The sequence below is a fragment of the Streptomyces sp. NPDC032198 genome (assembly GCF_040636975.1).
Taxonomy (GTDB): Bacteria; Actinomycetota; Actinomycetes; order Streptomycetales; family Streptomycetaceae; genus Streptomyces.
Genome location: NZ_JBEZVL010000016.1, coordinates 38,131 through 56,685 on the forward strand (window position 1 = coordinate 38,131; position 18,555 = coordinate 56,685).

General features: G+C 70.2%; 15 protein-coding genes and 2 pseudogenes. 7 read left to right on the forward strand and 10 right to left on the reverse strand.

Translation table 11 applies throughout. The features are described 5' to 3' along the window. Nucleotides 1–30: 30 nt before the first annotated feature. Nucleotides 31–459: a PPOX class F420-dependent oxidoreductase gene (locus AB0E78_RS34755; protein ID WP_361841358.1), complete on the reverse strand. Its 429-nt coding sequence runs from the start codon at nt 457–459 to the stop codon at nt 31–33. A gap of 93 nt (nt 460–552) precedes the next feature. Here AB0E78_RS34755 and AB0E78_RS34760 point away from each other — a divergent pair, with 93 nt between their 5' ends. Then, nucleotides 553–966: a roadblock/LC7 domain-containing protein gene (locus AB0E78_RS34760; RefSeq protein WP_361841359.1), complete on the forward strand. Its 414-nt coding sequence runs from the start codon at nt 553–555 to the stop codon at nt 964–966. Nucleotides 967–1,076: 110 nt separating this feature from the next. Next, complete coding sequence (locus AB0E78_RS34765) at nt 1,077–2,060, forward strand: DUF6397 family protein (RefSeq protein WP_361841362.1); 984 nt, start codon at nt 1,077–1,079, stop codon at nt 2,058–2,060. A 78-nt stretch (nt 2,061–2,138) separates the two neighbouring features. On the opposite strand, the gene AB0E78_RS34770 is transcribed toward AB0E78_RS34765, so the two are convergent. Beyond that, nucleotides 2,139–2,636, reverse strand: a complete 498-nt coding sequence (locus AB0E78_RS34770; protein ID WP_361841366.1) for a tetratricopeptide repeat protein — start codon at nt 2,634–2,636, stop codon at nt 2,139–2,141. Nucleotides 2,637–2,779: 143 nt separating this feature from the next. Then, nucleotides 2,780–3,256: pseudogene (locus tag AB0E78_RS34775) on the reverse strand (substrate-binding domain-containing protein); the annotation flags it as partial. Nucleotides 3,257–3,540: 284 nt separating this feature from the next. Here AB0E78_RS34775 and AB0E78_RS34780 point away from each other — a divergent pair. Further along, nucleotides 3,541–5,799, forward strand: a complete 2,259-nt coding sequence (locus AB0E78_RS34780) for an MMPL family transporter (RefSeq protein ID WP_361841369.1) — start codon at nt 3,541–3,543, stop codon at nt 5,797–5,799. A gap of 22 nt (nt 5,800–5,821) precedes the next feature. Here AB0E78_RS34780 and AB0E78_RS34785 read toward each other — a convergent pair whose 3' ends face one another. Beyond that, a complete protein-coding gene (locus tag AB0E78_RS34785; RefSeq protein ID WP_361841371.1) occupies nt 5,822–5,968 on the reverse strand; it encodes a hypothetical protein in 147 nt (48 codons plus the stop codon). Between the two features lie 120 nt (nt 5,969–6,088). Next, nucleotides 6,089–6,595: a hypothetical protein gene (locus AB0E78_RS34790; RefSeq protein ID WP_361841374.1), complete on the reverse strand. Its 507-nt coding sequence runs from the start codon at nt 6,593–6,595 to the stop codon at nt 6,089–6,091. Nucleotides 6,596–6,618: 23 nt separating this feature from the next. Between AB0E78_RS34790 and AB0E78_RS34795 the strand changes: the two are divergent. Beyond that, a pseudogene (locus AB0E78_RS34795) lies at nt 6,619–6,771 on the forward strand (activator-dependent family glycosyltransferase); the annotation flags it as partial. Nucleotides 6,772–6,777: 6 nt separating this feature from the next. On the opposite strand, the gene AB0E78_RS34800 reads toward AB0E78_RS34795, so the two are convergent. Together AB0E78_RS34800 and AB0E78_RS34805 are read right to left on the reverse strand one after the other, a co-directional pair. After that, on the reverse strand, nt 6,778–7,683 hold the full coding sequence (locus AB0E78_RS34800; RefSeq protein ID WP_361841376.1) for an acyl-CoA thioesterase II: 906 nt from the start codon (nt 7,681–7,683) through the stop codon (nt 6,778–6,780). A 52-nt stretch (nt 7,684–7,735) separates the two neighbouring features. Further along, on the reverse strand, nt 7,736–10,249 hold the full coding sequence (locus AB0E78_RS34805) for a DUF3516 domain-containing protein (RefSeq protein ID WP_361841379.1): 2,514 nt from the start codon (nt 10,247–10,249) through the stop codon (nt 7,736–7,738). Nucleotides 10,250–10,370: 121 nt separating this feature from the next. Between AB0E78_RS34805 and AB0E78_RS34810 the strand changes: the two genes are divergently transcribed. Then, nucleotides 10,371–11,165 (forward strand): metal-dependent hydrolase, encoded by a 795-nt coding sequence (locus tag AB0E78_RS34810; protein ID WP_361841382.1) that lies wholly within the window; start codon nt 10,371–10,373, stop codon nt 11,163–11,165. Nucleotides 11,166–11,221: 56 nt separating this feature from the next. On the opposite strand, the gene vph is transcribed toward AB0E78_RS34810, so the two are convergent. From vph to AB0E78_RS34825, 3 genes are all read right to left on the reverse strand, one after another. Next, nucleotides 11,222–12,088, reverse strand: coding sequence for a viomycin phosphotransferase (gene vph / locus AB0E78_RS34815; protein ID WP_361841385.1), 867 nt, complete (start codon nt 12,086–12,088; stop codon nt 11,222–11,224). 102 nt (nt 12,089–12,190) lie between these two features. Beyond that, nucleotides 12,191–13,972 carry an ABC transporter ATP-binding protein gene (locus AB0E78_RS34820; RefSeq protein ID WP_361841387.1) on the reverse strand — a complete coding sequence of 594 codons (1,782 nt, stop codon included), beginning with the start codon at nt 13,970–13,972 and terminating at the stop codon, nt 12,191–12,193. Further along, nucleotides 13,969–15,825: an ABC transporter ATP-binding protein gene (locus tag AB0E78_RS34825; protein ID WP_361841389.1), complete on the reverse strand. Its 1,857-nt coding sequence runs from the start codon at nt 15,823–15,825 to the stop codon at nt 13,969–13,971. Before AB0E78_RS34825 ends, AB0E78_RS34820 begins: the two co-directional genes overlap by 4 nt. Nucleotides 15,826–16,090: 265 nt before the next feature. Here AB0E78_RS34825 and AB0E78_RS34830 point away from each other — a divergent pair, with 265 nt between their 5' ends. Both AB0E78_RS34830 and AB0E78_RS34835 read left to right on the forward strand, forming a co-directional pair. After that, the gene (locus tag AB0E78_RS34830; RefSeq protein WP_361841392.1) at nt 16,091–16,825 is read left to right on the forward strand and encodes a L,D-transpeptidase family protein; all 735 of its coding nucleotides are present in this window, start codon (nt 16,091–16,093) and stop codon (nt 16,823–16,825) included. A 42-nt stretch (nt 16,826–16,867) separates the two neighbouring features. Continuing rightward, complete coding sequence (locus AB0E78_RS34835) at nt 16,868–18,490, forward strand: peptide-N4-asparagine amidase (protein ID WP_361841393.1); 1,623 nt, start codon at nt 16,868–16,870, stop codon at nt 18,488–18,490. The last annotated feature ends 65 nt before the right edge of the window (nt 18,491–18,555 follow it).

Consider the following 18,555-nt stretch of genomic DNA (forward strand, 5'->3'; position numbering starts at 1 on the left):
GCTGAGGTCGGCCGGTGAGTCGAGGCGTCGTCAGTCGGCGACGGAGCCGAGAGCGATCACCTTGTCGATCTTGACGCGCACGAGCAGCTCACCCGGCACGCCATTGCGCTCCCCGAACTCCTCGGCGCGCCCCTCACCCATGTAGCGGGCGCCGAGCCGACCGGCCCAGTGCCGTACCTCGTCGAGATCGTCGCTCAACCGTGCCTGCCCTTGCACGACCACGAACGCGAACGGAGGCTTGTCGTCGTCCACACATAGGGCGACACGCCCGTCTCGCGCCAAATTCCGCCCCTTGACGGTCTCCGCCCCGGTGTTGAACACCAGCTCGTCCCCGTCCAGCAGAAACCAGATTGGTGCGATATGTGGGCTTCCGTCCGCGCGGACGGTCGACAGCTTGCCGGTTCGGGTGCCCTGCGAGAGGAACGCCCGCCACTGGTCCTCGGTCATCTTCTGTGCCATGTCCTCATCATGCTTGCCGGAGGGCCGATGGTGGGGAAGGCTGGCAGGTCAGTTCCTCCAGGCAGGGGGAACAGAAGGCGGGGAGACGGGAACATGGCGCAGAACACGGGCCTCGGTTGGCTGCTCGACGACTTGACCAAGCGCATGGAGCCCGTACGGCACGCTCTCGTGTTGTCCAACGACGGTCTGGTGACCGGCGCGAGCTCGGAACTGAAGCGCGAGGACGCGGAACATCTGGCTGCGGTCTCGTCGGGTCTGCACAGCCTGGCCAAGGGCTCAGGGCGGCACTTCCATGCGGGCAGCGTGCGGCAGACGATGATCGAGTTCGACGACGCGGTGCTGTTCGTGACGGCGGCCGGCGACGGCAGTTGCCTGTGCGTCCTCAGCTCCGCGGAGGCGGACATCGGTCAGGTCGCGTACGAGATGACACTCCTCGTCAATCGGGTCGGCGAACATCTGGGCGTGGGCGCCCGGCAGCCGGAGCGGACGCCAGTCGTAGACCTCTGACCAGCTGAAACGTCGACGCGGCGAGAGTTATCCACAGGCTCGGCGCGGATCGCGGTGATCGCGCTACGGTTTTTCCCGAGAGCAAAGACGCCTCACGGGGGAGAACCACCATGACAGGTCACACGATCACCCAGGAAACCGCTGACACGGCAGTGCGGACATCGATCACGCAGGGCCACGCGGCCCGAGAACTGGGGCTGAAACGCGGCGAGTTCGAGCTCGCCGTGATGCTTGGACGCATCCGCACCGTCAGCGACACGGTCGGTGGGCGGCGTCGCGTCACACGCGAGGAGATCGAGCGCGTCCGTGCGGGGGAGAGCTTTCCCGAGGCATGGCTGGAGCGGATGAGAGTCGTGGGGACCACGGAGGGCGCGGCTCTCATGGACATCTCCACGGCCCGGTTCACCCGGCTCACACGCGCAGGCTTCATCATGCCGGTGAAGTTCTACCTCAACCGCTATCGAGCGGTGGTCTGGCTCTATCTGGCCGAGGAGCTGAAGCAGTTCGCCAAGTCCGAGACCAACGCCGGACTGCTCACCGGCCGAGCACCCAGCACGATCCGCGCCCAACTGGAGGCGGGCATCGACCTGCGGGCACGTAACTGGCGGGGCCGCCAGGCGGGAGCGCTGCTGCAGCAGGCCGACGATGCCTGGGAGCGCGCCGCGGCCGTGGCCTCGCTGCTCGACCCGGTTCAGATCGCGGAGATCATCAAGGATCCGTACGAACGCGCCTACGTACGAAGGCTCATGCCCGAGCCCTTCGGCCAGGGCGCACCGGAGTCACCGGCGGGACGGATCATCCAGAAGATCATGACCGCGGACGATCCCAACGAGATCCGCTGGCTGCGGGCCCACCTCACCATCAGCCTCTCCCAGGCCAGAGGAGAGCGCCCAGCGCCACGGCCCGCGCCGAAGCCCGGGCCCGATCTGGGGCCGGAAGCCGTCCCTGGGCCTCGGGCAGGGGACGAGGCCCAGGAGACTCCGCCCTCCGCCCCGCACGAGACACGGGCCGCCGCACTGCCCGACGACAGGAAGGCAGTGCGGCTGCCGGAGCCACGAGGTCTGCTCAAGTGGATGCGCCGCAGGGGAGCCTAGCCAGGGTCGTAGGCGAGCGTAGCCAGTCAGCGTGAGGGAAGGCCCTGCTGCGGGTTGCGCCGTTGCGTGGTCGTGCCGCTACATGGTCGCGTCGAGGTCCTTGGCGTAGTGCTCGATCGCGGGACGGTAGCCGGCGATGTCCGGGTCCTGGCTCGTGGCGGCGAGCAAGGTCAGCAGGATTTCCATCGCATCGTGGGCCCGGCCGGTGTTGTAGAGGGCCATGGCCAGAAAGGTCTTGAGGGCGGCGTCACCGGGAAACTCAGCAGCCGCGTCGCTCAAAGTCGTGACGGCTTCCGGATACCGGCCAAGAACGCGATAGGTGCTGCCAAGGCCCAGGAGTGCTCCCCGGCGGTCATCAGGAGAGAGGCCCGGTTCCTCGACCGCGCGTACGTAATGCGGCACCGCCTCGGCCTCCAGGCCGAGCGTGTCGTGCACCCACGCGGTCTGGTACGCCACTTCCGGGTCCAAGGGGAACTGCTCGCACAGGGCGAGCAGCCGCTCCCGTGCCTCCTCGCGGTGACCCTCCTCGCGGAGCCGCACGGCCTCGGCGAGCAGCCGGTCACGGTGCGCGGTCATGTCCTCGTCCCTCATCAATGCCCCATCCCTCTCTACATGTCGCTCTGCCTTACCCGAAGCCCGAAGCCCGAAGCCCGAAGCGAACGGAGGCACCCTTGTCATCTTGCCTGGAACACACCGCCCGCATCATGCACACCGCCCGCCTATGGACGCATCGGTGGTGGCCCCGTCGAACCTCGTGGGGTGAGGGTGGGTGTGGGCACTTGGTGAGGGGCGACACGCCTGCCGGACAGGACACCATAGAGAGAGCGGGCGACATCCGCTCCGAAGGCGTGGATGTCATGGCTCATCGCGGAGAGCGTCGGGTGGGTCAGCTTGCACAACTGCGAGTCGTCCCAGGCCAGCAGGGAGATGTCGGCGGGCACTCGCAGACCCATCTCGGCGGCGACGGACAGCCCGGCCACGGCCATCAAGTCGTTGTCGTAGCCGATCGCTGTGGGCCGCCCGGCCGCGGCGAGCAGCGAGCGAGTCGCTCGGGCGCCCGCCTCTCCGGAGAAGTCCGTGGCCAGCTGACGGCCTTCCGGGAGCCCCAGGTCGGCCATGGCCGCGGTGAAGGCGGTGCCACGAATGACGCTGTGCCCCAGCTCAGCCGTGCCGCCGACCCGGGCGATGGACCGGTGTGGGCAAGGTGCCAAGCTCCGCGTTGCTCAGCAACCAGCCCCGCTGGTCGTACTTCATGATCTGGTCGGAGCAGCTCAAGGGGAGTAACACCAACGCCGAGATCCAGGCCTGCTACTTCCACCCGCGCGTCCTCAACCAGAGTGAGGTGAAGCTCCCGGCCGCCGGGCGGAGCGCCCCTTCCCGGAGGCGAGGGGCCATCACCCGTTCTGCCGTCCCTGGGTGCCGAGAGCGTTGCCGTTGCGTTGAATCGAATCCGGAGCGACCTAGGCCTCCGGGAGCAAGCATGTCTGTGAAGCATGGACCGGGTGGGTCACGGCCGACCACTACCGCACCGTCGCAGCGAGGCCGGCTCCGGCAGATCGGGCGGTGGTGCGCCCGCCACTGCGTCACCGTCATCGTGGTGTGGCTTGCCGCGCTGATCGGGCTCCAGGTCCTGAACCACGCCTACGGCGGCGAGTACTCCGACGACTTCTCCCTGCCGGGCACCGAGTCGCAGGCAGGTCTCGACGTGCTCAAGGCGCACGAGCCCGCGGCCGGCGGCTACAGCGTCCAGGTCGTCCTGCACGACTCGGACAAGCCCCTCAGCGACGAGAGCGATCAGGTCGGGTCGGCCGTCAGCAGCCTGCAGAAGCTTCCCCACGTGCTGTCCGCGCAGAGCCCGCTGCCCGCTCAGCAGCAGCCCGCCGGCACCCCGAACCTCGGACCGCTGTCCTCCGACGGCAAGACGGGCTACGTCACCGTCCGCTTCGACGTGCAGCCCTCCACCCTCGGCGACGACTACCTGGACGGCGTCGACACGGCGGTGCAGCCGCTGCGCTCCGCCGGCGTGGAGGTGGAGTACGGAGGTCCACTGGGCGAGCTGGCCCGGCCGGAGCCGGACGACCGGACGAGCGAGGCCATCGGCTTCGGTGTGGCGATCGTGGTCCTCCTGATCGGGTTCGGTAGCGTGCTCGCCGCGCTGCTGCCGCTGGTGACGGCGCTGATCAGCGTGTTGTGCGGCCTCGCCTGCCTGGGCCTGCTCGCGGGGGCGTTCACCTTCGCCACCGTCTCGCCGACGCTGGCCACGATGATCGGACTCGGCGTCGGGATCGACTACGCCCTCTTCCTGGTCACCCGCCACCGGCAGAATCTCCTGGGCCAGGACCCGGTCACGGCCGCCGGGCACGCGACGGCGACCAGCGGCCGGGCGGTCCTGGTTTCAGGGTGCACGGTGATCATCGCCCTGTCCGGCCTGTGGGTCTCCGGGATCTCGTTCATCGGCAAGCTGGGTCTGGCTGCCGCGGTCACCGTCGTCACGGCGGTACTCGGCGCGCTGACACTGGTGCCCGCGCTCCTCGGACTGATCGGGCGCCGCATCGACAAGCTGAGGGTGCGGGCCCCGATCGCCGAGACGAGCACCGAGTCCGGGGCGACGGACCAGGGCAGCTGGCACCGCTACGCGCAGCGTGTGGAGCGACGGCCCTGGTGGTTCCTCGTCGGCGGCGCCGTCGTGCTCGCCGTCCTGTCGATCCCGGTCTTCTCCATCCAGCTCGGCCACATCGGCGACGGCGCGGACCCGAAGTCCTTCACCGACCGGCGCGCCTTCGACCTGATGTCCTCCGCCTTCCGACCCGGCTCGAACGGCCCGATGACACTCGTCATCGACCAGAGCGCTGTGCCCCAGTCGGACAGGGCGGCCCTGGCGACCCAGGCGCAGAAGGCCCTCACCGACGTACCCGACGCGGCCGCCATCACCCCGCTCAAGGCCACGTCGGACGGCGACGTCCTGATCTCCACGGCATACTCCGTGGCCGCTCCGCAGGACGAGCGGACCACCGATCTGCACGAGAACCTGAGTGACGACGTGCTCCCGCTGGCGGTGTCAGGGACGAAGGCCAGCACCTACGTCACGGGGACGACCGCCGCGCAGGCCGACTTCCTGGAGATCGTCTCCAAGAAGCTGCCCCTGATCATCGCGGTGGTCGTGGCCCTGGCCTTCCTCGTCATCCTCGTCGTGTTCCGCGGCCTGCTCGTCGCGGTCAAGGCCGCGGTGCTCAACGTCCTGTCGATCGCCGCCTCGTACGGGGTCGTGGTGGCCGTCTTCCAGTGGGGGTGGGGCGGACCGGCGCTCGGCGTCTCGGGGAAGGTCCCGATCGAGAGCTACGTACCGATGATGATGTTCGCGATCGTCTTCGGGCTCAGCATGGACTACGAGATCTTCCTGCTGTCCCGGGTCCACGAGGCGTGGCTGCGCACCCGGGACGCCAAGGCGAGCGTCGCCCACGCTCTGGAGATCACCGCACGGGTCATCACCTGCGCCGCCCTGATCATGGTGAGCGTGTTCGCCGCGTTCCTCATCAGCGACAACATCGTGGTGAAGATGCTGGGGCTCGGCCTGGCGGCCAGCGTGCTCATCGACGCCACCGTGGTACGCCTGCTGCTGGTGCCCGCGGTCATGACGCTCCTGGGCAAGTCCGCCTGGTGGGCGCCCCGTTGGCTGGACCGGATCCTCCCGCACATCGATGCCGAAGGTGAGAGCGCCGACACCCGCACGCGGAAGTGAGGGACTGTGGAGTAAGGGGGTGTCAGTGGGTGTCGGTCGTGGCCAGGGGGCGGGGCGTCGTCGCGAGGGCGGGCGAGAGGGGCGTCCCCCCGTCGAGTTCCGCCTCCAGATGCTCCGGGAGCGCCAGCCGGTACAGGGGCAGGGCAGCGGCGCTCGTGATGACGGCCACCAGGACGAGTACGGAGTTCCCCTACAGCCCCCGACCGCCCCGGCCGGTCGGGGCAGGGGCGGTTGGGGGGAGCGGGAGTAAGGGAGGGGCGAGACGGGGATCGAAGCCCCTCCCTTCCGGTCAGAGGCTGGGGATGGCGGAGGCTTCCCCAGCGGTCTGCTGTTGCTGCGACGGCTTGCGGGCCGGGAGCAGCAGCGCGAGCAGTACGGACACGACCACGAACCCGATGACCCACCAGAAGGTGGTGCCGTAGGCGCCGGCCAGGCTGTCGGGCGTGATCTGCTTCGTCTCGATGAGATGGTCCATGCGGGTCTGGGCGACGAGGATCAGCACGGCCGCACCGAACGAGGACCCGATCTGCATGATGATCCGGTTCGCCGTGCTGGCCCGCGGAATCACAGACCCCGGCATGTCCCGGATGGCGCCCGCCATGGCGGGAACCATGACCAGGCCGATGCCGCCACCGCTCACCAGGAGCGCGGCGCCCAGGAGCACGACATTGGTGTCCGCCCCGAGCTGGGTGCACACCAGCGCACCGATCGTGGTGAGTGCGAGGCCGCTGATGACGAGCAGCCTCGGCGAGGTCCGGTCCGTGAACTTGCCGACGACCAGCAGCGACGCGGCCATGCCGACGCCCTAAGGGCGAGGAGGCGGAGACCGGCGCCATCACGGCCGCCGCGGCGAAGATCCTCGCGGGCGGCGAGCCCCGATCGGCGGCCCGTCGGCTGCGGGAGGAGATGCTGGCGCAGCCGACCCCCTCCGAGATCGTGCGGACCCTCGAGGAACTGTCGGCGGCGCACTGACGCGTCTCAGGCCCCCGTCGGCGGGCGGCCGTCCATGTGCCGCTCCCCGTAGGCCCGGAAGAGCCCTTCCTGCACGACCGAGACCAGCAGCCTGCCCTCGATGTCGTAGATACGGCCGCGCGCGAGACCGCGGCCGCCGGTCGCGATCGGGGACTCCTGGTCGTACAGGAACCACTCGTCCGCGCGGAAGGGGCGGTGGAACCACATGGCGTGGTCCAGCGAGGCCATGTCGAAGCCGCGCGGGCCCCACAGCGGCTCCACGGGGATGCGCACGGCGTCCAGGAGCGTCATGTCGCTCGCGTACGTCAGCGCGCAGGTGTGGACGAGCGGATCGTCACCGAGCGGGCCGACCGCGCGCATCCAGACCGCGCTGCGCGGCTCGGCGTCCTTGATCTCCTCGGCGGTCCAGCGCAGCCGGTCCACGTAGCGGATGTCGAAGGGCTGGCGCCTGGCCATGCGCTCCAGCTGCTCGGGCAGCTCACCCAGATGCTCGGTGATCTCCTGGGCGACCGTCGGCAGCGTCTCCGGATCGGGAGCCGTGATGCGCGGCGGCAGCTGGTGCTCGAAAGCACCCTCCTCGGGCTGGTGGAAGGAGGCGGTGAGGTTGAAGATGGTGCGGCCCTGCTGGACCGCGGTCACCCGCCGCGTGGTGAAGGAGCGCCCGTCCCGCACCCGCTCGACCTGATACACGATCGGCACGCCCGGACGGCCGGGCCGCAGGAAGTACGCGTGCAGCGAGTGCACCGGACGCTCACCCTCCGTGGTGCGCCCGGCAGCCACAAGGGCCTGCCCGGCGACCTGCCCGCCGAAGACCCGCTGCAGGGACTCCTGCGGGCTGCGGCCACGGAAGATGTTGAGCTCGATCTGCTCCAGATCCAGCACGTCGACCAGCCGGTCGGCGGGGTTGTTCATGGCGTCCTCGACTCCTGTCCGGGGGAAGCTCGGCGAGATGAGCGGTCAGCGGTCAGAGCTGGCCGACGTCCGTGACCCGGACGACGGCGCGGCCCTCCTCGTCGGAGGCCGCGAGATCGACCTCCGCGCTGATGCCCCAGTCATGGTCGCCGTTCGGGTCGGCGAACGTCTGCCGGACGCGCCACAGACCGTGCTCCGGGTCCTCCTCGATGAGCAGCAGCTTGGGGCCGCGCGCATCGGGACCGGTGCCGAGATCTTCGTACTCGTCCCAGTACTTGTCCATGGCCGCGCCCCAGGCGTCCGCGTCCCAGCCGGAATCGGCGTCCAGCTCGCCCAGCTCCTCGACGTGGTCGAGCGCGGCGAGCTCGACGCGGCGGAAGAGCGCGTTGCGGACCAGGACGCGGAAGGCGCGGGCGTTGGCGGTGACCGGCTTGACCTGGTCGGCGCGCTCCTGGGCCTCCTCGGCCGTCATGACCTCGGGGTTGGCGAGCTGCTCCCACTCGTCGAGGAGGCTGGAGTCGACCTGGCGGACCATCTCACCGAGCCAGGCGATGAGGTCTTCCAGGTCCTCGGACTTCAGGTCGTCCGGGATGGTGTGCTCAAGCGCCTTGTACGCGCTCGCGAGGTAGCGAAGGACGATGCCCTCGGTGCGCGCGAGCTCGTAGAAGGACGTGAACTCCGTGAAGGACAGCGCCCGTTCGTACATGTCGCGGATCACGGACTTGGGGGAGAGCGGGTGGTCGCCGACCCACGGGTGGCTCGTCTTGTAGGTGTTGTACGCGTGGAAGAGGAGCTCCTCCAGGGGCTTGGGATAGGTGACGTCCTGGAGCCGCTCCATGCGGTCCTCGTACTCGACGCCGTCCGCCTTCATCAGGGCCACGGCCTCGCCGCGCGCCTTGTTCTGCTGGGCGGCGAGGATCTGCCGCGGATCGTCCAGCGTGGACTCGACGACGGACACCATGTCCAGGGCGTACGAGGGGGACTCCTGGTCCAGCAGGTCGAAGGCGGCAAGCGCGAACGTCGACAGCGGCTGGTTGAGCGCGAAGTCCTGCTGCAGGTCGACCGTCAGACGCACGATGCGGCCCGAGGTGTCCGGCTGGTCGAGCTTCTCGACCACGCCGCCGTCAAGGAGCGAACGGTAGATGGCGATGGCGCGGCGGATGTGGCGCAGCTGCTGCTTGCGCGGCTCGTGGTTGTCCTCGAGGAGGTGACGCATCGCCTCGAAGGCGTTGCCCGGACGGGCGATCACCGCGAGGAGCATCGTGTGCGTGACGCGGAAGCGGGAGGTCAGCGGCTCGGGTTCCGAGGCGATGAGCTTCTCGAACCCGGCCTCGGTCCACCCCACGAAGCCCTCGGGGGCCTTCTTGCGTACCACCTTGCGGCGCTTCTTCGGGTCGTCGCCCGCCTTGTTGAGCGCCTTCTCGTTCTCGATGACGTGCTCGGGCGCCTGCGCCACGACGAGGCCCGCCGTGTCGAAGCCCGCGCGTCCCGCGCGGCCCGCGATCTGGTGGAACTCCCGGGCCCGCAGGGTCCGTACACGCGTGCCGTCGTACTTGGTGAGGGCGGTGAAGAGCACCGTACGGATCGGGACGTTGACGCCGACGCCGAGCGTGTCCGTGCCGCAGATGACCTTCAGCAGACCGGCCTGCGCCAGCTTCTCGACGAGCCGCCGGTACTTGGGCAGCATGCCCGCGTGGTGCACGCCGATCCCATGACGCACGTACCGCGAGAGGTTGCGGCCGAACTTGGTGGTGAAGCGGAAGCTGCCGATCAGATCGGCGATCTTGTCCTTCTCCTCACGCGTGCACATGTTGATGCTCATCAGCGACTGCGCGCGCTCGACGGCCTGTGCCTGCGTGAAGTGCACGATGTAGACCGGCGCCTGCTTGGTCTCCAGGAGCTCGGTGAGCGTCTCCGTGATCGGCGTCAGGCGGTACTCGTACGAGAGGGGGACCGGGCGGGTCGCGGAGCGGACGACCGAGGTGGGGCGGCCCGTGCGGCGCGTCAGGTCCTTCTCGAACATCGAGACGTCGCCGAGCGTCGCCGACATCAGGATGAACTGGGCCTGCGGCAGTTCGAGGATCGGGATCTGCCAGGCCCAGCCGCGGTCCCCCTCCGCGTAGAAGTGGAACTCGTCCATCACGACCTGGCCGACGTCGGCGTTCTTGCCGTCCCGCAGCGCGATCGACGCGAGGACCTCGGCCGTGCAGCAGATGACGGGGGCGTCGGAGTTGACGGACGCGTCACCGGTCAGCATGCCGACGTTCTCGGTGCCGAAGAGCTTGCACAGGTCGAAGAACTTCTCCGACACCAGCGCCTTGATCGGAGCCGTATAGAAAGTGACCTTGTCCTGGGCCAGCGCGGTGAAGTGCGCGCCCGCCGCGACCAGGCTCTTTCCGGAGCCGGTCGGAGTGGACAAGATCACGTTGGCTCCGGAGACCACCTCGATCAGCGCCTCCTCCTGAGCCGGATAGAGAGTGATCCCCGTCTCCTCGGCCCACGAGGAGAAGGCTTCGAAGAGGGCATCGGGGTCGGCATCCGGCGGCAGCTGATCAATGAGTGTCACACCCCCATCTTGCCTTCCTTCTCACCCGATCAGGGAACCGGCGGTCCGGACGAAGATCATGAACGCTACGCTGTGTCGCCAACGGGGCGTCAGTACAACGGAAATGGGGCGGGCAACAGCCATGATGGGTCCGGCACACTCACTGTCGGGGGCCGCGGCCTGGCTCGGCGTCGGAGCGGCAGCGGCGGCAGCGGGTCACACGATGCCCTGGCCGGTCCTTCTCGTCGGAGCTCTGATCTGCGCCGGTGCCGCGCTCGCACCCGACCTCGACCACAAGTCGGCGACCATCTCGCGGGCCTTCGGACCCGTCTCCCGGGGCCTGTGCGAGATCGTCGACAAGCTCTCGGCCGCCGTCTACAAGGCCACCCGCAAGCAGGGCGACCCGCGCAGAGCCGGCGGGCACCGCACCCTCACGCACACCTGGCTGTGGGCCGTCATCATCGGGGCGGGCGCGTCCGCACTCGCCATCTTCGGCGGGCGCTGGGCGGTCCTCGCGCTGCTCTTCGTCCATATGGTGCTCGCCATCGAAGGCCTGCTGTGGCGCGCCGCGCGCGGGTCGAGCAGCGATGTGCTGGTGTGGCTGCTCGCCGCGACGAGCGCCTGGATCCTCGCGGGAATCCTGGACAAGCCCGGGAACGGCGCGGACTGGCTGTTCACCGCGCCGGGCCAGGAGTACCTGTGGCTGGGCCTGCCGATCGTCCTCGGCGCCCTGGTGCACGACATCGGGGACGCGCTGACGGTCTCCGGCTGCCCGATCCTGTGGCCCATCCCCATCGGCCGCAAGCGCTGGTACCCCGTCGGACCGCCGAAGCTGATGCGCTTCCGTGCGGGCAGCTGGATCGAGCTGAAGGTGCTGATGCCGGCCTTCATGTTGCTCGGGGGAGTGGGCGGCGCGGCGGCGCTCAACTTCATCTGAGGGCGGTCACCGCCCTCAGACCTCGGGCAGGCAGTACTACCTCGGGGCGAGCACCCCTATACGTATCCCGCCAGCCCCTCCGCCAGCTCCTCCCCGTCACCGTCGCGATACGCGGACAGCGCCTGCTGCAGGGCGAACGTGCCGCGGATCGTGGCGGCACGCGCGGCCGTCCCGTCGTCCGCCGCCGACCGGCCGCCCCGCGCGAGGACCCGGTCCAGGAGCTCATCGCCGTAGCTCGCGGCGATGGCCGCGAGGTCCTCCGCCGGGTCCCCGAGCGCGACCTCGTCCCAGTCGATCACTCCGATGAGCCGCGGCCGTCCGTCGGCGTCCTCCCACCGCACGTTCTCCCCGCCGAGGTCCCCGTGCACCACCGCCCCGGTGAGATGAGGGAGGCCGTCGAGCTCCGCGAGCTCCCGCTCGGCGCGCAGCCGCCCCGCCTCGGACATGAGGGCGAACAGCTCCGCGCGGACGTCCGCCGCGAACCGCCGCCACTCGCCCTCGGGCGCAAGCGGCAGCGCCGCCCGCACCTCCGCGTCGGTGCCCGCCGCGGCGAGGGCGGCAAGGAGCTCGGCGTACTGCGCCGCCACTGACGCGGCCACCCCGGGCCGGTCGAGCACGCCGACCGCGAGGGGCGCTCCGGGGACTCGGCTGAGCACCAGGAACGGCGGCTCGTCCGTGCCAAGAGCGCCGCCGGTCATCAGGGGTACGGGGGTGCGGAAGCCGAGGTCGAGACCGGCGAGCACGCGCAGTGTGGCCGCCCGCCCGGTCAGCCGGGCGGCTGCCGCCTCGGTGCGGGCGAGGCGCACCACCCGGTCCGAGCCGATCACGACGTGGTGGAACTGCCCTTGGATCACGGGGCGCCCGGACACCGCCTCGCCCGGCAACAGGCGGCTCAGCAGCGCCTGATGCGATACGCCGGGCACGAAACTAGACGTGCTCGGGCCCGTTACAGACGTGCTCGGGCTCGTTCCGAGCGAGGCATCACCCACGTCGTTCATGCCATCCGCGTCTTCCGTGTCGTCATGTCATCCATGCCAGGACCGCCAGAGCGCCGCGTACGCACCGCCCGCCCCCACCAGCTCGTCATGGCTGCCGAGCTCGCTGATCCGGCCGTTCTCCACCACCGCGATGACATCCGCGTCGTGCGCGGTATGCAGCCGGTGGGCGATGGCGACGACCGTGCGGCCGTCCAGGACGCGCGCGAGGGAGCGTTCCAGGTGGCGTGCCGCGCGCGGGTCGAGGAGGGAGGTCGCCTCGTCGAGGACCAGGGTGTGCGGGTCGGCGAGCACCAGGCGGGCCAGCGCGATCTGCTGGGCCTGTGCAGGGGTGAGGGCGAAGCCGCCCGAGCCCACCTCGGTGTCCAGGCCCTCGCCGAGAGCCTGTGCCCAGGCGTCCGCGTCGACCGCGCCGAGCGCCGCCCACAGCTCGGCGTCCCGCGCCCCGGTCCTTGCCAGCAGGAGGTTGTCGCGCAGGGAGCCCACGAAGACGTGATGCTCCTGGTTGACCAGCGCGACGTGGGTGCGGACGTCTTCGGCGGGCATGGCCGAAAGCTCCGCCCCGCCGAGCGTCACGCGGCCGTCACGCGGGGCGTAGATCCCGGCGAGCAGCCTGCCGAGCGTGGACTTGCCCGCGCCGGACGGGCCGACCAGAGCGACGCGCGAGCCCGGCTCGACGGCGAGTGACACCTCCCGCAGGACGTCGACGCCCGCGCGGTAGCCGAAGTGCACGTCGTCCGCGAGCACGTCGCGCCCGTCGGGAGTGACGGAGGCGTCGCCCGCGTCCGGTTCGATGTCCCGTACGCCGACCAGGCGGGCCAGCGAGACCTGGGCGACCTGCAGCTCGTCGTACCAGCGCAGGATGATGCCCAGCGGATCGACGAGCATCTGCGCGATCAGGGCGCCCGTGGCCAGCTGGCCGACACCGATCCAGCCCTGCAGGACGAACACGCCGCCGATCATCAGGACGGAGCACAGCACGATGGTGTGCGTGAAGGTGATGACTGGGAAGAGGACGGAGCGCAGGTACAGCGTGTGCCGTTCCCATGCCGTCCACTCCTTGATGCGACGCTCCGAAAGCCGCACGCGGCGCTCCCCGAGCCGGTGTGCCTCGACCGTGCGTCCCGCGTCGATGGTCTCGGCGAGGGCGGCGGCGACAGCGGCGTACCCGGCGGCCTCCGAACGGTAGGCGGAGGGCGCCCGCTTGAAGTACCAGCGGCAGCCGACGACGAGCAGCGGCACCGCGACGAGGAGGGCGGGAGCCAGCGGCGGCGCGGTCACGGCGAGGCCGCCGATCAGCAGCGCGGCCCACACGACGCCGATCGCGAGCTGCGGCACCGCTTCCCGCATGGCGTTCGCGAGCCGGTCGACGTCCGTGGTGATCCGGGACAGCAGATCCCCCGTCCCGGCCCGCTCCAGCACACCCGGCGGCAGCCCGACCGACCGCACGAGGAAGTCCTCGCGCAGATCGGCCAGCATCCGCTCACCGAGCATCGCGCCGCGCAGCCGTACCTGGTGGACGAAGAAGGACTGCACGAGCAGCGCGATGGTGAACAGGCCGATGGTGCGGCCCAGATGGAGGTCACGGGCGCTGTCCGTGACGTTCTCGACCAGATCGCCCAGCAGGTAGGGACCGGCCATCGAGGCGATCACGGCGCAGGTGTTGACCGTGACGAGCAGGGCGAAGGCCCGGCGGTGCCGCCTGACCAGCTCGCGTACGTAGGCTCCTACCGTCGCGGGCGCGCCCACGGGCAGGGTGTCCGCGGTGGTCGGGGCCGCCGGGTCGTACTCCGGTGGCGCCAGGCCGATCATGCCGTCTCCTCGATGTCGATGTCGATGGTGCTGATGTCGGTGTCGGTGTCGGTGTCGGCGTCGGTGTCGTTCGGCGCCGACGGTGCTCGTTCCTCGTCCGTCTCCCGCGTCACGACCGCCCGGTAGCGCGGCTCGCTGTGCACCAGTTCGCGGTGCACGCCCACCGCCGCGACCTCGCCCTCGTGGAGGAAGACCACGCGCTCGGCCCGGTCCAGGAGCAGCGGCGACGACGTGAGGACCACGGTCGTACGCCCCTTGCGCAGCCCCTTGATGCCGTCGGCGACCCGCGCCTCGGTGTGCGAGTCGACGGCGGACGTCGGCTCGTCGAGCACCAGGACCCCGGGGTCGGTGATCAACGAGCGGGCCAGCGCGAGCCGTTGCCGCTGGCCGCCCGACAGGGACCGTCCGCGCTCGGTGACGTGGGCGTCCAGCGGGGCCTCGCCCACCGAGGCCTGCGCCAAGGCGTCCAGGACGTCCGCGCACTGCGCGGCATCCAGGGCCTCGTCGGCACTCACCGCACCCGATGCCGGTACGTCGAGGAGTCCGCGCAGCGTGCCGGAGAGCAGCACCGGGTCCTTGTCCTGGACGAGCACGGCGGTGCGGGCGGTGGAAAGCGGCGCCTCGTCGAGCGCCACGCCGCCGAGCAGCACGGACGGCAGCTCCTCCGCGTCGTCGAACGCCGCGTGCCCGCCGAGTCGTTCGGCGAGCCGTCCCGCCTCGTCCGGGTCGCCGCACACGACGGCGGTGAGACGGCCCGCGGGGGCGAGCAGCCCGGTCGCCGGGTCGTAGAGATCACCCGAGGGGATCTCGGCGTCGGCAAGCTGGGTACTTGCCGTCCGCTCGTCGCCTGCATGCGTCGTGCGCTGGAGCGAGAGCACTCGCGCGGCGCGTTTGGCCGAGGGGCGCGAGAAGCTGTAGGCCATCGCGATCTCCTCGAAGTGCCGCAAGGGGTAGGTCAGCATCGTGACCGCGCTGTAGACGGTGACCAGTTCACCGATGGTGATCCGGCCGTCCCGGGCCAGGTGCACGCCGTGCCAGACGACCACGATCAGGAGCAGCCCGGGCAGCAGCACCTGGACCGCCGAGATCACCGCCCACATCCGGGCGCTGCGCACAGCGGCCGTACGCACCTCTTGCGAGGCACGGCGGTAGCGGTCGAGGAAGAGCTCCTCGCCGCCGATGCCGCGCAGCACCCGCAGCCCCGCCACGGTGTCCGAGGCCAGTTCGGTCGCCCGCCCGGCCTTCTCGCGCTGGTGGTCGGCGCGCCGGGTGGCGCGCGGCAGCAGCGGAAGCACCGCGAGCGCGAGCACCGGCACCCCCACCGCGACGACGACGCCGAGCGCGGGCTGGTAGACGACGAGGCCCACGCAGACGAGGACGACGGTGAGTGCGGCGGCGGCGAACCGCGAGGCCGCCTCCACGAACCAGCCGATCTTCTCGACGTCACCGGTGGAGACCGCGACCACCTCACCGGCGGCGACGCGCCGCGTGAGCGCCGAGCCGAGCTGGGCCGTCTTGCGGGCCAGGAGCTGCTGGACGCGGGCGGCCGCGGTGATCCAGTTGGTGACCGCGGTGCGGTGCAGCATGGTGTCGCCCAGGGCGATGGCGATGCCGCACAGCGCCATCACCGCGCCCGCGACGGCGAGCCGCCCGCCGGAGCGGTCGACCACGGCCTGCACGGCGAAGCCGACCAGGTACGGGAGCACCGCGATGGAGCCGAAGTGCAGGAGGCCCCAGGCGAGCGACTTCAGCTGGCCGCCGAGCTGGTTCCGCCCGAGCCAGCGCAGGAAGTGAGGGCCCGAGCGGGCATCCGGCATGCCCGGGTCGGTGAACGGAAGATCGCGAATCTGCATGACGAGTGACGTCCCAGGGTCGGAGAGACAGACCGTCGGTTCGGCGGAGCGTGCCGGCGGGAACGGACGGTGGTGAGCGGGTGGAGGAGCGGCTCCGAAGGCGGAGGCGCCTGACATCGAGCGGCGGTAACAGGCCGTGAAAGGTTCGCCTCGGACGGTGGCGCGAAGCAAACGATTTTCCGTCGGAGAGTAAAGATTCGGCCCCTTCTCGGCCTGCGGCCGGGCGTCGGGACGGCTTCCCCGAGCCGAATGCGACCATGGACGGATGCGTATAGCCGGTGCGGTGCGAACGGCGGCCGCCTTGGCGGCCTGCGGTGTTCTTCTGACGTCCTGCGGAAGTTCGGACGACGGGACGAAGGCCGGAGCGAAGAACGACGAGGGCGGGGACCGGGCGAAGAGAGCCGAGGCGACGACCGACCTCAAGCGCATCCCCGACGTGGGCGACCGCCTGCAGAACAAGATCCCCCAGAACTCCCGGCAGGTCGTCGCGGTCTACGGAGAGGGCGAGGACTCGGCGAAGTCCACGGTCGTCTTGTACGAGAAGTCCGGCTCGACATGGGACAAGACGCGCAGCTGGGCCGCGCACAACGGCAAGAAGGGCTGGACGACCGACCACCGCGAGAACGACAAGCGCAGCCCGGTCGGCGTCTACACGCTCACCGACGCGGGCGGTGTCCTCGCCGATCCGGGCGCCGGATTCCCGTACACCCAGAGCGCGTCGATGCAGGCCCCGCACTACTGGGCCAAGTCGCATTGGCACGACTTCGACTACGTCATCGCCATCGACTACAACCGCGCCAAGGGCACCCCGCCCAACGACCCGACCCGCCCCCAGGGCCAGTCCAAGGGCGGCAGCATCTGGCTGCACATGGACCACGGCAGCGGCACGTCGGGCTGCGTGAGCCTGTCGAAGCAGGGCATGGAGTACCTCCTCAAGAACCTCGACCCGAAGCAGCACCCGGTGGTGCTCATGGGCGACAAGGCGAACCTCAAGGCGTAGCCGGGCATTGCGGTGATCGTCGGCTCCCCGTAGAACACCCCCATGAGAAGACGCGTCATGTCCATGCTCGCCGGGGTCGCTCTCGCGGCGAGCGCACTCTTCAGTGCGGGCCCGGCCGCTGCCGACACGCCACCGCCGGAGTTCGGAAACGACTGGCACGACCCGGTCACGGCCGCCCCGCCCGTCCCGAAGCCGCACACCAAGTCGTGCGAAGTGACCGTGGCCGAGGCTCAGTTCAGGGACTTCACGCCCTACAAGGGTGCCTACGCGCCACCCGGGAAGTGCGGCGCCGGTGACTGGAGCAAGGTGGTCCTGCGCCTCGACGGCAAGGTCAAGGGGCGGCAGTACGACCGCCTCGGATATCTCCGCATCGGCGGTGTCGAAGTCTTCCGTACCTCCACCCCCGAACCGTCCGCCGACGGCATCGCGTGGTCCGTGGAGAAGGACGTCACGCGCTACCGCGAGACCCTCGGGCGCGACCAGCAGGTCGAGATGCTCATCGGGAACGTCGTCAACGAGACGTACACGGGCGTCATCGACGTCAAGGCGACCCTGACGTTCTACGCAGCCGAAAAGGCCGAGAAGGCCGAGAAGGGCGCGCAGCACAAGCAGGCGCCCCCGGACCGTGTCCTGCCGCTCGGTGACAGCACCACCCTCACCACTCCGCGCAACAGCGAGCGCATCGTCGCCGAGGTCTATGCGACCGGCTCCGGCGGCGGCTGCGAGGAGTACTGGTACCTGACGGTCCCGGACGCGGCTCCGTACTCCTGCAAGGCCGAGGGCGGGCCCTACCGCGAGGTGCAGGTCACGGTCGACGGCCAACTCGCCGGTATCGCCGCGCCGTTCCCGACGGTGTGGACGGGCGGCTGGTCCAACCCCTTTCTCTGGTACGTGATACCCGGCCCGCGCGCCTTCGACATCAAGCCCATCGAGTACGACCTGACACCCTTCGCGGGGCTGCTCAACGACGGCCGCCCGCACCAGGTGGAGGTGTCCGTCGCGGGCCGGCCGGAGGCGACGACCGGCTGGCACACCCCGGCCAACGTCCTGGTCTGGCAGGACGAGAAGCGCGAGCACGTCACCGGCAAGCTGACCGGCCACACGGCGGGCGACCTGGCCAACAAGGCCACGTACAAGCCCGGTTCGCCCGGGCGGCTGCATCGCCTCGACACCAAGGGCGGCCACCGGCTGAGCGTATCGGGATACGTCGACACCTCCCACGGCCGCGTCGAGACGACCGTCACCCGCGCGCTGGCCAACACCTCCGTGCACCGCTGGACCGAGGGAGAGTCCACCGACGCGCTCAAGGCCATCTGGACCGACCGCGAGACGGTCACCCGGGACGGACGCGCGACCCGCACCGACCGGACGTACACGATGGACGGCACGACGACACTCGGTGCGGGCGACCGGCTGCGCACGGAGATCGCCCTCGGCGACCGCGCGGAGACGGCCGTCTCCAACGCCGGTCGGCGCACGGCCCGTTCGGTGACCGACGACCGCTACGAGGGCGATGCGACGTACACCGCCAACGTCCCGCGCGAGGACCGGCACGCGGTCGGCACCTCCCGCGAGCGCTTCCGCGTGTACGGCGACGGCGGCTGCTACGACCGCACGCTGGCCACCGAGCAAGGTGCCCTGACAGTGAACCGGCTGCGCTGCTGAGCCACCTCACAGAGCTCAGTTTGGAGCAAGATCCAAAATTTACGTCGATGTGATCTGTAGGTCTT

Coding starts and splice junctions, on each gene's coding strand:
- AB0E78_RS34755 (WP_361841358.1), bottom strand. CDS start 459: ATGGCACAGAAGATGACCGAGGACCAGTGGCGGGCGTTCCTCTCGCAG.
- AB0E78_RS34760 (WP_361841359.1), top strand. CDS start 553: ATGGCGCAGAACACGGGCCTCGGTTGGCTGCTCGACGACTTGACCAAG.
- AB0E78_RS34765 (WP_361841362.1), top strand. CDS start 1,077: ATGACAGGTCACACGATCACCCAGGAAACCGCTGACACGGCAGTGCGG.
- AB0E78_RS34770 (WP_361841366.1), bottom strand. CDS start 2,636: ATGACCGCGCACCGTGACCGGCTGCTCGCCGAGGCCGTGCGGCTCCGC.
- AB0E78_RS34780 (WP_361841369.1), top strand. CDS start 3,541: ATGTCTGTGAAGCATGGACCGGGTGGGTCACGGCCGACCACTACCGCA.
- AB0E78_RS34790 (WP_361841374.1), bottom strand. CDS start 6,595: ATGGCCGCGTCGCTGCTGGTCGTCGGCAAGTTCACGGACCGGACCTCG.
- AB0E78_RS34800 (WP_361841376.1), bottom strand. CDS start 7,683: ATGAACAACCCCGCCGACCGGCTGGTCGACGTGCTGGATCTGGAGCAG.
- AB0E78_RS34810 (WP_361841382.1), top strand. CDS start 10,371: ATGATGGGTCCGGCACACTCACTGTCGGGGGCCGCGGCCTGGCTCGGC.
- AB0E78_RS34820 (WP_361841387.1), bottom strand. CDS start 13,972: ATGATCGGCCTGGCGCCACCGGAGTACGACCCGGCGGCCCCGACCACC.
- AB0E78_RS34825 (WP_361841389.1), bottom strand. CDS start 15,825: ATGCAGATTCGCGATCTTCCGTTCACCGACCCGGGCATGCCGGATGCC.
- AB0E78_RS34830 (WP_361841392.1), top strand. CDS start 16,091: ATGCGTATAGCCGGTGCGGTGCGAACGGCGGCCGCCTTGGCGGCCTGC.
- AB0E78_RS34835 (WP_361841393.1), top strand. CDS start 16,868: ATGAGAAGACGCGTCATGTCCATGCTCGCCGGGGTCGCTCTCGCGGCG.